This is a genomic window from Mesorhizobium sp. B2-4-14 (genome assembly GCF_006442155.1).
Classification (GTDB): Bacteria; Pseudomonadota; Alphaproteobacteria; order Rhizobiales; family Rhizobiaceae; genus Mesorhizobium.
The window spans coordinates 52,027-64,052 of record NZ_VFVA01000021.1 but is presented as its reverse complement, the minus strand read 5'-3'; the positions used below and the strand labels follow the sequence as shown (position 1 = coordinate 64,052).

15 protein-coding genes and 1 riboswitch are annotated in these 12,026 nt (G+C 63.0%); of the genes, 12 read left to right on the top strand and 3 right to left on the bottom strand.

All coding sequences use genetic code 11. The features are described 5' to 3' along the window. The 3 genes from FJ938_RS29545 (at window position 1) to FJ938_RS18720 (ending at window position 1,204) form a co-directional block, all read left to right on the top strand. Window positions 1-162 (top strand): hypothetical protein, encoded by a 162-nt coding sequence (locus tag FJ938_RS29545; RefSeq protein WP_181165684.1) that lies wholly within the window; start codon window positions 1-3, stop codon window positions 160-162. 34 nt (window positions 163-196) lie between these two features. Beyond that, window positions 197-517: a YkgJ family cysteine cluster protein gene (locus FJ938_RS18725; RefSeq protein ID WP_226890681.1), complete on the top strand. Its 321-nt coding sequence runs from the start codon at window positions 197-199 to the stop codon at window positions 515-517. A 75-nt stretch (window positions 518-592) separates the two neighbouring features. Next, window positions 593-1,204 carry a LysE family translocator gene (locus FJ938_RS18720; RefSeq protein WP_140611310.1) on the top strand — a complete coding sequence of 204 codons (612 nt, stop codon included), beginning with the start codon at window positions 593-595 and terminating at the stop codon, window positions 1,202-1,204. 106 nt (window positions 1,205-1,310) lie between these two features. Here FJ938_RS18720 and FJ938_RS18715 read toward each other — a convergent pair whose 3' ends face one another. Further along, entirely contained in the window at window positions 1,311-1,694 is a 384-nt protein-coding gene (locus FJ938_RS18715; protein ID WP_140696176.1) for a nuclear transport factor 2 family protein, read from the bottom strand. Window positions 1,695-1,861: 167 nt separating this feature from the next. On the opposite strand from FJ938_RS18715, the gene FJ938_RS18710 reads away from it, so the two are divergent. After that, window positions 1,862-2,470: a TetR/AcrR family transcriptional regulator gene (locus FJ938_RS18710; protein WP_140611306.1), complete on the top strand. Its 609-nt coding sequence runs from the start codon at window positions 1,862-1,864 to the stop codon at window positions 2,468-2,470. Window positions 2,471-2,643: 173 nt separating this feature from the next. Here FJ938_RS18710 and groL read toward each other — a convergent pair whose 3' ends face one another. Beyond that, window positions 2,644-4,296, bottom strand: coding sequence for a chaperonin GroEL (gene groL, locus FJ938_RS18705; RefSeq protein WP_140611304.1), 1,653 nt, complete (start codon window positions 4,294-4,296; stop codon window positions 2,644-2,646). Between the two features lie 69 nt (window positions 4,297-4,365). Continuing rightward, entirely contained in the window at window positions 4,366-4,662 is a 297-nt protein-coding gene (groES, locus tag FJ938_RS18700) for a co-chaperone GroES (RefSeq protein WP_010915433.1), read from the bottom strand. 481 nt (window positions 4,663-5,143) lie between these two features. Here groES and FJ938_RS18695 point away from each other — a divergent pair, with 481 nt between their 5' ends. From FJ938_RS18695 to FJ938_RS18660, 8 genes are all read left to right on the top strand, one after another. After that, a complete protein-coding gene (locus tag FJ938_RS18695; protein WP_246673402.1) occupies window positions 5,144-5,323 on the top strand; it encodes a hypothetical protein in 180 nt (59 codons plus the stop codon). 44 nt (window positions 5,324-5,367) lie between these two features. Further along, window positions 5,368-6,315: a helix-turn-helix domain-containing GNAT family N-acetyltransferase gene (locus tag FJ938_RS18690; protein ID WP_140696173.1), complete on the top strand. Its 948-nt coding sequence runs from the start codon at window positions 5,368-5,370 to the stop codon at window positions 6,313-6,315. Between the two features lie 317 nt (window positions 6,316-6,632). After that, window positions 6,633-6,840: riboswitch (cobalamin riboswitch) on the top strand. Between the two features lie 85 nt (window positions 6,841-6,925). Beyond that, window positions 6,926-7,330 (top strand): DUF1636 family protein, encoded by a 405-nt coding sequence (locus FJ938_RS18685; protein WP_181169132.1) that lies wholly within the window; start codon window positions 6,926-6,928, stop codon window positions 7,328-7,330. Continuing rightward, a complete protein-coding gene (locus FJ938_RS18680) occupies window positions 7,327-8,112 on the top strand; it encodes an ABC transporter ATP-binding protein (RefSeq protein WP_140696170.1) in 786 nt (261 codons plus the stop codon). The genes FJ938_RS18685 and FJ938_RS18680 overlap by 4 nt, the downstream gene beginning before the upstream one ends. Before the next feature lie 47 nt (window positions 8,113-8,159). Next, window positions 8,160-9,107 carry an ABC transporter substrate-binding protein gene (locus tag FJ938_RS18675; protein WP_140696168.1) on the top strand — a complete coding sequence of 316 codons (948 nt, stop codon included), beginning with the start codon at window positions 8,160-8,162 and terminating at the stop codon, window positions 9,105-9,107. Continuing rightward, window positions 9,107-10,156, top strand: a complete 1,050-nt coding sequence (locus tag FJ938_RS18670) for an iron ABC transporter permease (protein WP_181169131.1) — start codon at window positions 9,107-9,109, stop codon at window positions 10,154-10,156. The genes FJ938_RS18675 and FJ938_RS18670 overlap by 1 nt, the downstream gene beginning before the upstream one ends. A gap of 159 nt (window positions 10,157-10,315) precedes the next feature. Beyond that, complete coding sequence (locus FJ938_RS18665; protein ID WP_140696165.1) at window positions 10,316-10,795, top strand: MarR family transcriptional regulator; 480 nt, start codon at window positions 10,316-10,318, stop codon at window positions 10,793-10,795. Then, on the top strand, window positions 10,792-11,967 hold the full coding sequence (locus FJ938_RS18660) for an HlyD family secretion protein (protein ID WP_140696163.1): 1,176 nt from the start codon (window positions 10,792-10,794) through the stop codon (window positions 11,965-11,967). Before FJ938_RS18665 ends, FJ938_RS18660 begins: the two co-directional genes overlap by 4 nt. Window positions 11,968-12,026 lie beyond the last annotated feature (59 nt).

Here is a 12,026-nt window from a genome sequence, read left to right as displayed (position 1 = left end):
ATGGCCATAAAATTCTCCGCCAAGGACCAGCCGGCAGCGTCGGCCGTTGCAAAGCCGGCGAAGCCGGCCGCGGCGCCGAAGGCCGCGCCCGTTGAGGCAGCGACCGACCTGTTCAAGTCACCGGTCGAGACGCCACCGCGCAAGGCGGGCAGGAAAAAATAACGCCTTGCCGCAGGACGCCGATCGCAGCCTTGTCGTGCTTGCGCCGCGCGGCCTCGCGGCGCCCGCCTTCGACTGCCAGAGCTGTGGCGCTTGCTGTTCCTACTCGGCCGAATGGCCGCGCTTTTCCACCGAGGATGACGCGCAGCTCGACCGTATCCCGGCAAAATATGTCGCGACCAACGAATCCGGCATGCGTTGCGAGGGCGTGCGCTGCTCGGCCCTGACCGGCGAGGTGGGCAAGGCGACGGCTTGCGGCATTTACGACGTCCGCCCGGATGTCTGTCGCGCCTGCATGCCGGGCGACGACGACTGCCTGATGGCGCGCCGGGCGCACGGATTGCCGACGACGTCGTAGCCGCGTTTCCGGCGGCTTGTGCTGATCTACCTTGCTGGCTAGGCTGCATCGGAGCAGGGCTGCGGAGGATCAATCGTGAGCATCGAATTCCTGTTGACGTCGCTGATCGTCGTGGCTTCGCCCGGTACCGGCGTTCTCTACACGCTGAGCGCCGGGCTTTCGCGCGGCGCGCGGGCCTCGGTCATTGCCGCCTTCGGCTGCACGCTCGGCATCATCCCGCACATGGCCGCCGCCATCACCGGTCTTGCAGCGCTGCTGCACACCAGCGCGATCGCCTTCGAGACGCTGAAATATCTCGGCGTCGCCTATCTGCTCTACATGGCCTGGAACACGCTGAAGGAGAAGGGAGGCCTCAGCGTCGATGAGAATGTCGCGCCGCGCTCGGCCGGCAAGGTGATTGCCACCGGTATCCTCGTCAACGTGCTCAACCCGAAACTGTCGATCTTCTTCTTTGCCTTCCTGCCGCAATTCGTCAGCGCTACAGAACCCAGTGCGCTGTCGAAGATGCTGGAACTCAGCTTTGTCTTCATGCTTTTGACCTTCGTGGTTTTTGTCGGCTATGGCATCTTTGCCGCTTCGATCCGCAGCCATGTCGTGTCGCGACCGATGGTGCTGACCTGGATGCGTCGCACCTTCGCCGGTGCCTTTGTGATGCTCGGCGCCAAGCTGGCGCTGGCGGACCGCTAGCGCCACACGGGAAGCGGTTCCGCTTCGTAGATCCCCTCCATGCACTGGCTCTTGCGCAACTCCGGACGAAAATCGCCATGGACTTTGCCGGGAATTGCGCGAGACGCTATCCCTTCACGTAGCCCATCGCCTCGACGATCCGCCCGTTTGCGACACGCATCAGGTTGACGCCGCGCAGCGAGTTGCCGTCGGCCATCCAGTAGCGCCAGCGGATCGTCGCGCGGTCGCCGGCCACGAACGTCTCCTCGAGATCGAAGCGTGTGCCGGGTCCGGTGGCGATCGACCACAGCTCGACGCAGGCGGCCTTGCCGTCGCGGCGGGCGCCGTCCGGCGCTGGCGTGGTGTTCTCGATCACGCAGCCTTCGTCGACCAGCTCGCTCAGCGCCGATGGGTCATGACGCTGGAAGACGTCGTTGAAGCGCCGCATGATTTCCGTCGTCGCATCAGAGCGCGAGGCAGCGGCAGTGTCGATGATGTTTTCAGTAGTCATTTGATCTGCTCCTTCCGTTCAGCAACCCGTCGATGCGTCGCCCTGTGCCTCCAGCCGATAGCTCCGCATTATCGTCTCCGAAATATGTAGACCGATTTACATATTATGTAGACCGATTGTCATATTTGAGGCAAGACCTATAATGCGCTCTCCTGACAGAGGTTGACATGGCGACTGACACACGGACCCGGATGATCGAGGCGACGGCCCTGCTTTTGCGGCGGCGTGGCTATCACGGGACCTCGCTGAACGACATTTTGAGTGCCAGTGCCGCGCCGCGCGGCTCGCTCTACTTCCATTTCCCGGGCGGGAAGGATCAACTGGTCATCGAGGTGACGCGGGCCAGTGTGGCCGAGGTGACCGAGCGGCTGGGCGCGGCCTTGGCGGCGGAAAAAGATCCGGCGGTTGCCGTCCACCACATCTACCAGTCTGTGGCCCGCATGCTGGAGGAGAATGAGTTTTCGCTCGGCTGTCCGATCGCGCCGATCGTGCTCGACGCGCCCAACGACGTGCCGGACCTGGCGGAAATCTGCCGCTCCGCTTTCGAGCAGTGGATTGGGCTGCTGCGGGAGGCGTTCCTGCGGGCAGGGGTGGCCGAGCGCCGCGCGCAGGTGCTGGCGCTGCTGGTCGAGTCGTCGCTGGAAGGCCTGATGGTGATTGCCCGCGCCACTCGCGACCGCACGCCGGTCATTACGGTAGCCGATGAGGTGGCCGCGCTAATCGAGCAGGCGGTGCTTGCAGGTAAAGTCGCCCAACGCGCCGACGCTGCCGTGTGACGCTGCCTCTTCATTTGATCGGCTGCCGGCAACTGCTGGTTCCAAAGAAAAAGGGCGGCATCGCTGCCGCCCTTTGCAAAATAGCTGATTGGCTGGACTAGAAGTCCATGCCGCCACTCAAGCCCGCTTGCGGGCTTGAGCAAAGTGAGTTGATGGGCGTACTTATGGACTTCTTAGAAGTCCATGCCGCCCATGCCGCCCATGCCGCCGCCAGGCATGCCGCCCGGCATACCGCCAGCCGACTCCTTCTTCGGAGCCTCGGCGATCATGGCTTCGGTGGTGACCAGCAGGCCGGCGACCGAGGCCGCGTCCTGGAGGGCCGTGCGCACGACCTTGACCGGGTCGACGATACCCATGGCGATCATGTCGCCATACTCTCCGGTCTGGGCGTTGTAGCCGAAGGTCGCGCCCTTGTTCTCAAGGATCTTGCCGGCGACGATCGAGGCTTCCGCACCGGCGTTGGCCGCGATCTGGCGGGCCGGAGCCTGCAGCGCGCGACGCACGATGTTGATGCCGGCGGTCTGGTCGGAGTTGGCGCCGGTCGCCTTGATGTTGAGCGAGGCGCGCAGCAGCGCGACGCCGCCGCCGGGAACGATGCCTTCTTCGACGGCCGCGCGGGTCGCGTTGAGGGCATCATCGACGCGGTCCTTCTTTTCCTTGACTTCCACTTCGGTCGCACCGCCGACGCGGATCACCGCAACGCCGCCGGCGAGCTTGGCCAGGCGTTCCTGCAGCTTCTCCTTGTCGTAGTCCGAGGTGGTCTCCTCGATCTGCTGCTTGATCTGCGCGACGCGGCCCTGGATCTCCGGCTTCTTGCCGGCGCCGTCGACGATGGTGGTGTTCTCCTTGGAGATCGACACCTTCTTGGCGCGGCCGAGCATGTTGAGGCCGACATTCTCGAGCTTGATGCCGAGGTCTTCCGAGATGACCTGGCCACCGGTCAGGATGGCGATGTCTTCCAGCATGGCCTTGCGGCGGTCGCCGAAGCCCGGCGCCTTGACGGCGGCGATCTTCAGGCCGCCACGCAGCTTGTTGACGACCAGCGTGGCCAGAGCCTCGCCTTCGACGTCTTCCGAGATGATGAGCAGCGGCTTGGAGGTCTGCACGACAGCCTCGAGCACCGGCAGCATGGCCTGCAGGTTGGAGAGCTTCTTCTCATGCAGCAGGATGTAGGCGTCTTCCAGATCGGCGACCATCTTGTCGGCGTTGGTGACGAAGTAAGGCGAGAGATAGCCGCGGTCGAACTGCATGCCTTCGACGACTTCCAGTTCGGTATCGGCGGTCTTGGCTTCCTCGACCGTGATGACGCCTTCATTGCCGACCTTCTGCATCGCTTCCGCGATCATCGAGCCGACCGAGGAGTCGCCATTGCCGGCGATGGTGCCGACCTGGGCAACCTCTTCCGAGGTCTTGATCTTCTTGGCGTTCTTGATCAGCGTGCCGACCACGTCGGCCACGGCGAGATCGATGCCGCGCTTCAGATCCATCGGGTTCATGCCGGCGGCAACCGCCTTGTGGCCTTCCTGGACGATCGACTGAGCCAGAACGGTCGCGGTCGTGGTGCCGTCGCCGGCGATGTCGTTGGTCTTCGAAGCAACTTCGCGGACCATCTGCGCGCCCATGTTCTCGAACTTGTCCTCAAGCTCGATTTCCTTGGCGACGGTGACGCCGTCCTTGGTGATGCGCGGGGCGCCGAACGACTTGTCGATGACGACGTTGCGGCCCTTGGGGCCGAGCGTGACCTTCACCGCGTCGGCGAGGATGTTGACACCGCGCAGCATGCGCTCGCGGGCGTCACGGGAGAATTTTACGTCTTTGGCAGCCATGTTTAACTCCTGGCAGGGGCTCGCAGCGAGCCCGAAGATTCAAGATTCAGTTGACGGAAAGGCCGATAATCAGCCGATGATGCCCATGATGTCGGATTCCTTCATGATCAGAAGGTCTTCGCCATTGAGCTTGACTTCCGTGCCCGACCACTTGCCGAACAGGATGCGATCGCCAGCCTTGACGTCCAGCGGAACGAGCTTGCCGCTTTCGTCGCGGGCGCCGGAGCCGACGGCGATGATCTCGCCTTCCTGCGGCTTTTCCTTCGCCGTATCCGGGATGATGATCCCGCCGGCGGTCTTGGATTCGGATTCGACCCGGCGAACGACCACGCGGTCATGAAGCGGGCGGAACTTCGACTTTGCCATTTTTTCTTCCTCGATGAGAACGGTGAGAAACAGTTCCTCCATCCGGCGAAGCCGGACAACAACAAAGTCCGGCGGCGCCGGACCTGTAGTTAGCACTCACCAGTGGCGAGTGCTAACGTGGCGATGAGATAGGCTGCTGGCCTGCCAGAGTCAAGGCGCGCCGAGTGCCTCTTTCCATCATGATGGTGAACTTACCGAAGCTTGGCCGAACCGAGGACCAGAAGCGGGCAACGTTCCGCCGCGGCGACGTGAACTCGGCTTTGACTACGGAAAATTCGATTTCGTTCTGCATGAGGGCAGGGCCTCCTTGATGCCAACAAGACTCCCGGCCGTCCCCAGAACCTCGTGAAGATGTTCACGGCCGGCGCCTCCGATCTGGCCGACGGCTTTGAAGGCCTCATTCGTCGGGCGAGATAGACCAGCGACCGGCCAGGATCGCCCTCACGCCGCTCCCGCCTGTTGACATCGGTTACAACAATTCATGGGCCTGCCTGCCGATACGGCCATCAGGCCAGGCGATTACGCGTTCCTGCGGCCGACGCAGAGCGCGGCCGTGCTGCAGCAGTTCGGGCCGATCGCGGTGCTATCCGGCGGCAGGATTTGCGGATCGTTGGCCGGTGTTGCCGATGATGTGAACACGTCGGATGCTCAAGATAGTTGACTCAGTCAAGTAAATGATTGATCCTGTAAAGACAGGAGATGTCAATGACGGTTCACCATCAGCCCGGCAATGATGCGGCCAATGAGCGGATCGATGTCGTGCGGGCATTCAACCGCTTCTACACCCGCCAGATCGGGCTGCTCGACGAAGGGCTGCTGAAAAGCGCCTTCTCCCTGACCGAGGCGCGTGTGCTCTACGAGTTGGCGCATCGCGATGGCCTGACCGCGACCGACCTTGGACGCGATCTCGGCCTCGATGCCGGCTATGTCAGCCGTTTGCTGAAAAAGTTCGAACGCCTTCACCTCATCTCCAGAGCGACGCTGGTTTCGGACGCGAGGCAATCGTCGATTGCGTTGACGCAGGCGGGCAGGAATGCCTTCGCACCGCTGAACAAGGAATCGCACGATCAGGTCCGGGCCCTGCTCGATCGGCTGCCGGCATCGGAACAAGACCGGCTGGTCAAATCCATGCAGACGGTGCAGCGTCTACTCGCCGAAAATGCCGAGCCAACGATCCCCTATCTGTTGAGGCCGCTGCAGATCGGCGACATCGGCTGGATCACCCGCCGGCAAGGGCTGCTCTATGCCCAGGACTATGGCTGGGACGAAACCTACGAGGCGCTGGTCGCCGAAATCCTCGCGGCGTTCGTGAAATCCTACGATCCGAAATGGGAGCGCAGCTGGATCGCCGAGCGGGAAGGCGAGGTCGTCGGCTCGGTCTTCGTCGTACGCAAGTCGGATCAGGTGGCGAAGCTGCGTTTGCTCTATGTCGAGCCTTCGGCGCGTGGCCTCGGCATCGGCAAGCGACTGGTGGAGGAAGTCATCGGCTTTGTCCGCGCCAGGGGATACAAGACGCTGACCTTGTGGACAAATGACATTCTCGCCGCTGCCCGGCATATCTACCAGGCCGCCGGCTTCAAATTGATCGAGGAAGAACCTCACCATTCCTTCGGCAAGGATCTGGTTGGTCAGAACTGGAATCTTGATTTGTGATCTTCCGCCAGAGCATGATGCCGAAAAGTGTGAAGCGGTTTTCAGACGACGTCATGCCCTATCTCTTTGATTAGAAGCGGATTCAGATTTCAGGTCGATTCGACCTGAAATCATCCGGCTTTCCGCGCTTGGCCAATTTGATCGAAATTGCGCACTCCGCGCAATTCGCTCGACAGATGGCTGACAGCCCCTCGCTTGACAGCGCCGCGCCTCATGCGTTATTGCGTTATGTTATTACATAAAGATGCGTGGTCGCACGCGGCTTCAGCTCCGGTCGTGGCAACCGAGAAATCCGTTGCGATGCAATCCGGGGAAAACTAGGGTGGAATGGTGATGGTCCCCGAGTCGAAAGGCGAGGGGTGAAAAGGGAACACGGTGAGATCCGCCTGGGATCGAGGCCGTGGCTGCCCCCGCAACTGTAAGCGGTGAGCGAGATCCGAAATGCCACTGGCCGGCGAGGCTGGGAAGGCAGGATTGCGCCGAGACCCGCGAGCCAGGAGACCTGCCATCACGGAGTTGACCGGACGGGGTGTGCCGGGAGGAGACGTGGACGTCGGTCTGATGACCGACCGCCAACATCCTTCCGTCGCCAATCGAGAAAGACGGAAAGTTGGGCGCCGCCATAGATCGCATTCACCGTATCATCGTGTGCACGCTTTGCCGCGACATCCCGACAGGGACCAGGTCGGGCGAAGCTTTGTGCACCGATTTGCGCTCGCGGTTGTCGACCCACGCCGAACTCGCGGTGGCGCAGGGTTTCACGGTCGAGGGGGTGGCGTGCATGGCAGGCTGTGCGCGGCCGCTGGCGGTGGCGTTCCAGGCGCCCGGCAAGGCCGCCTATCTCTTCGGCTCCATCGATGCGGAAGCCGATGCCGGCGATCTCGTGCGATTTGCCAGGCTCTACGCCTCGCTCCCCGACGGCTGGTGCAATGCCGGACAACGTCCGCCGCGACTGGCCGGCAAGACGCTGGCCCGCATCCCGGTAGCGGACGAGCCAGCAGGAGACAGCCGATGACGGTGCCGCTTCTCGAGGCGCGCGATCTCGGCGCGGTGGCGAATGGGCGGAATCTGGTCCACGCGGTCAGCCTGTCCATGGCCATCGGCGATCGCCTCGCCATTATCGGCCCCAACGGCGCCGGCAAGACCACGTTGCTGCGCATGTTGTCCGGCATGCTCAAGCCAAGTTCCGGAGAGGTGAAACTCGGCGGGCGCCGCCTCGACAGGATTTCGCCGGCCGAGCGGGCCCTTCACATCGCCGTCGTCGGCCAGACCGACCAGCCGGATCCGCGGCTGGCGGTGATCGACTATGTCGAGCTTGGCCGCGTCCCGCATGCCGGCTTGAAACACAGGAGCGAGGAACGCGACATTGTCGTGGACGCGCTGCGCCGGACCGGTTTGCTGCCCCAGCTTGGCCGCACCATTGGCTCGCTGTCGGGCGGGGAACGCCAACGCGCCCAGCTTGCGCGCGCCATCGCCCAGGAACCGAAAGTATTGTTCCTCGACGAACCGACCAACCATCTCGACCCGCGCGCCCGCGCGGAACTGCTCGAACTCGTGGCTGGCTTCGGCATGACGGTGATCGCGGTGCTGCACGATCTGGCGCTGGTGGCGCCGTTCGCCACAAGGGTAGCGGTGATGAACGAAGCCCGGCTCCATGCGCTGGCGGCGCCGCGCGAAGCGCTGACGCAACAACTGATCCGCGAGATTTTCGGCGTCGACGTGTTTCGCCTGCGCCATCCCACGGAGGACCGCGAACTGACCGTGTTCGATGTTCCGAACCGTGCCGCGCCTTCCTGACCGAAACCAACTTTCATCCGACACAGTTCAACCAAGGAGCAAAAATCGTGAAACGCCTCGCCCTGTCGCTCGCCTTCTCGCTGCTGGCGTCGGCAGCCTTCGCCTTCCCGGTCACCGTCGACAGTTGCGGCAGGCCGCTGACCTTCGATGCCCCTCCCAAGCGCGCCGTCATTCATGATCTCAACATGGCCGAAATGGCCTTCGCGCTAAAACTGCAGCCGTCGATCGTCGGACTGACCGGCATCACCGGATGGTACAAGGTGGGCCCCGAATTCAAGGCCGAGCAGGGTTCCATTCCGGAACTGGCGCCAAAATACCCGACGCTCGAAAACCTCGTCGCGGTCGAGCCCGATTTCTTTTTCGGGGGCTGGTACTACGGCATGAAGCCGGGCGGCGACGTGACTCCCGACACGCTCGCGCCGCACGGCATCAAGACGCTGGTGCTGACGGAAAGCTGCGTCCATCTCGACAAGAACCGCCCGGCAGCCTCCTTGGACCTTCTCTACGGCGATGTCGAAAAACTGGGCAAGATCTTCGGCAAGGAGACAGAAGCGGAAAGGCTTGTCTCCGGATGGAAGGCGCAACTCGCCGACATTACCGCCAAGGTCGGCGCCCGCAATGGAACACGGGTGTTCCTCTATGATTCAGGCGAGGACAAGCCGTTCACCGCCGGAAAATTCGCCATCCCGAGTGCCATGATCACGGCGGCCGGCGGCGAAAACATCATGGCCGACATGGAGACGAACTGGGGCAACACGGATTGGGAAACCGTGGCGTCGCGCAATCCGCAATTCCTCATCCTGCTCGACTATCAGGATGGCGGCGGTTACACGAAACTCCTTGATTTCCTGAAGGCGCATCCGGCGATGAAAGAGACGGACGCGGTCAAGAACGAGCGTTTTGTGGCCCTGCGCTATGCCGAACTCACGCCCGGACCGGCAAACATCGAAGCCATCGGCAAGATCGCCAGGGCGATGCATCCGGAAGCGTTCTGATGCATCTCGCCCTGAAGCACAAATCCGGCGCGCTCTCAGGGCACAGGGCATTCCCGCTGGCCATGGCGGCGGGCGCGGTGGCGACCGCCGCTCTCGTGCTGCTGTCGATCGCCTATGGTTCGACGCTGATACCGCTGAGCGACGTCGTTGCCGCACTTGGCCATGCCGTCGGGTTGAGCGAACATGAGGTGTCTGGCCCGGTCGGCAAGATCGTCGTCGATCTGCGGCTGCCGCGCACGATCCTGGCGGTCTGTGTCGGCGCGGGCCTCGGCATGGTCGGCGCGTTGCTGCAGACGGTGACGCGTAACGATCTCGCCGATCCCTTCCTGTTCGGCCTGTCTTCGGGGGCCGCCGCGGGCGCGGTTTCCGTCATCACCGTCTTTGGTGACAGTTTCGGCATCTGGACCTTGCCGATCGCGGCTTTCACCGGCGGCATGCTGGCAGCGGGCATCGTACTGCTGCTGGTCGCGCGGGTAAGGGGGCAGGGCCCGGAACGCTTGATCCTTGCCGGGCTTGCCGTCTCCTTCATGTTCACGGCGTTGACCAACTACCTGGTCTTTGCCGGAGACCAGCGCGCGGCCCATTCGGTGCTGTTCTGGACGATGGGCGGGCTTGGGCTGGCGCGCTGGGACAATGTGTGGCTGGGCGCGTTGGGCGCCGGCACGATCGCGGCCTACGGGCTTTGGAACCATCGCAGGCTGGACGCCTTCCTGGCCGGCGAAAGTGCCGCCGAAAGCCTTGGCGTGCCCGTGGCAAGGATGCGCAGGGCGACATTCCTCGTCGCCGCCTTCTCGACGGCAATTCTGGTCTCGGTCGCCGGCGTCATCGGCTTTGTCGGATTGATGATCCCGCATCTGTCGCGGCCGCTGGCCGGCCCCTTGCATTTGCGTCTGATCGCAAGCTGCGCGCTGTTTGGGGCGGTGCTTTTGCTGGCAAGCGATCTTCTGGCCCGCACGCTTCTGCCGCCACAGGAATTGCCGATCGGCATTATCACCAGTTCGCTCGGCGCGTTCTTCGTCGTCACGATGGTCGTTCGAAATCGCCTGTGAGAACGTTCGGTTCTGCCCTTGTCAGGTTCCTTCTAAAAAGCTCACGACGCTTACTTCTTGCCAACCATGACCGTGTCGCATGGCTGTCCTGCACATTTGCCGGCTTCCATTGCGATTTGGCACCTTGAATAGTAAGCACGCTTATTATAAGTATCGCTCATGGTTTCTGATGGCATCGATAGATTGGGATTTTTAATCCACGACGTACAGCGTCTGCTGCGCAAGCGCTTCGAGATGCGCGCCAGCGGGCTTGGCCTGTCGTCGGCGCAGTGGCGCCTTATGGTGCGTGTCGCCAAGGAGGCGGGGGTCTCCCAGGCCCGGCTCGCGGAATTGCTCGAAATCGAGCCCATCAGCGTCTCGCGCCTTGTCGACCGGATGGAGGAGGGCGGGTGGATCGAACGCCGCGCCGACGCCGCCGACCGCCGAGTGCGGATGATTTTTCCGACCGCCAAGGCGAGCGCGGCCTATGCCGAGGTCAAGAGCCTCGCCGGCGAGGTCTATGAGGAATCGCTTGTCGGCGTTTCGTCGGAGGACCGTCGCATCCTGATCAGGTCGCTCGATGCGATGGCGCAAAATCTCGCGGATGGCGATTCATCGTCGGACGAAAAGGTCAAGAATACAGAAGGCGCAGCAGCATGAACGCAGTAGCCAAAATAGGCGAGAGCGCCCCCAAGGTGGAGATGGAAGCACCGGCCCAGCCGGCTGCTGCTCCTGTTGCCGTCGCTCCTCCCGTGCAGCCAGTGCCAGCGCCGAAGAAGCGCCGCATGGGCCGTTTTTTTCTGATGTTCGCCTTGCCGGCGGCCCTGGTCATCGGCGGCGGCTATGTCTGGGTGACCGGCGGGCGCTATCAGGAGACGGAGAACGCCAACCTGCAGCAGGCCAAGGTGTCGATCGCCTCGGACACTGCGGGACGCATCGTTCAGGTCGCCATATCGGACAATCAGATGGTTAAGCAGGGCGATCTCCTGTTCGCCATCGATCCCGAGCCTTACCGGATCGCGCTTGCCCAGGCCGACGCGGCTGTTGCTGCCGCGCGCCTCAATGTCGAGCAGCTGCGCGCCGCTTACAGCCAGGCAATGGCGCAGGAGAAGTCCGCCAGCAGCGAGGTCGACTACGCCCAGTCGCAGTATGGCCGTGCCGCCGATCTTGCCCAGAAGGGCATCAACGCCAAGTCTTCACTCGACCAGGCCAGGAACGATCTCGACAAGGCAAAGCAGCAGCTTGCCGTTGCCCAGCAGGGCATCATCAGCGCCAAGGCCGCCCTCGGCGGCAACCCCGACATCGAAACCGACAAGCATCCGACCGTGATGTCGGCGCTCGCCGCCCGCGACAAGGCCGCATACGACCTGGCGCAGACCACGGTGAAGGCGCCCGCCGATGGCGTCATCTCCCAGGCTTCGTCCTTCAAGGTCGGCCAGTTTGTCGGCTCCGGCACGCCGTTGTTTTCTCTGGTCGAGACCGGCGACACCTGGATCGATGCCAATTTCAAGGAAACCCAGCTCACCAACATGAAGCCGGGGCAGAAGGCCGAGATCGTCGTCGACACCTATCCGGGCAGGACCTTCGAGGCGACCGTCAAGGCGATCGGTGCGGGAACCGGTGCGGAATTCTCGCTGCTGCCCGCGCAAAATGCCACCGGCAACTGGGTCAAGGTCACGCAGCGCATCCCGGTGCGGCTGGAACTGACCGATCCCGACGCCAAGATGGCTCTGCGTACCGGCATGAGCGTCTCCGTCACAGTCGATACCGGGATTGCCCGCGGTTTTCCGGCTATATTCGGTCACGCAACGGCTGGCGAGCACGCGCAGTAAGTCGGCGGAAGCCCGCGAGGACCAGGCGGGTGGAAGCGAATAGCAGGATTGGTCTGATG

Bases quoted from the DNA above. Each gene is read 5' to 3' on its own strand.
- FJ938_RS29545 (WP_181165684.1), top strand. From the start codon at position 1: ATGGCCATAAAATTCTCCGCCAAGGACCAGCCGGCAGCGTCGGCCGTT.
- FJ938_RS18715 (WP_140696176.1), bottom strand. From the start codon at position 1,694: ATGACTACTGAAAACATCATCGACACTGCCGCTGCCTCGCGCTCTGAT.
- FJ938_RS18710 (WP_140611306.1), top strand. From the start codon at position 1,862: ATGGCGACTGACACACGGACCCGGATGATCGAGGCGACGGCCCTGCTT.
- groL (WP_140611304.1), bottom strand. From the start codon at position 4,296: ATGGCTGCCAAAGACGTAAAATTCTCCCGTGACGCCCGCGAGCGCATG.
- groES (WP_010915433.1), bottom strand. From the start codon at position 4,662: ATGGCAAAGTCGAAGTTCCGCCCGCTTCATGACCGCGTGGTCGTTCGC.
- FJ938_RS18695 (WP_246673402.1), top strand. From the start codon at position 5,144: ATGGGCCTGCCTGCCGATACGGCCATCAGGCCAGGCGATTACGCGTTC.
- FJ938_RS18690 (WP_140696173.1), top strand. From the start codon at position 5,368: ATGACGGTTCACCATCAGCCCGGCAATGATGCGGCCAATGAGCGGATC.
- FJ938_RS18680 (WP_140696170.1), top strand. From the start codon at position 7,327: ATGACGGTGCCGCTTCTCGAGGCGCGCGATCTCGGCGCGGTGGCGAAT.
- FJ938_RS18670 (WP_181169131.1), top strand. From the start codon at position 9,107: ATGCATCTCGCCCTGAAGCACAAATCCGGCGCGCTCTCAGGGCACAGG.
- FJ938_RS18665 (WP_140696165.1), top strand. From the start codon at position 10,316: ATGGTTTCTGATGGCATCGATAGATTGGGATTTTTAATCCACGACGTA.
- FJ938_RS18660 (WP_140696163.1), top strand. From the start codon at position 10,792: ATGAACGCAGTAGCCAAAATAGGCGAGAGCGCCCCCAAGGTGGAGATG.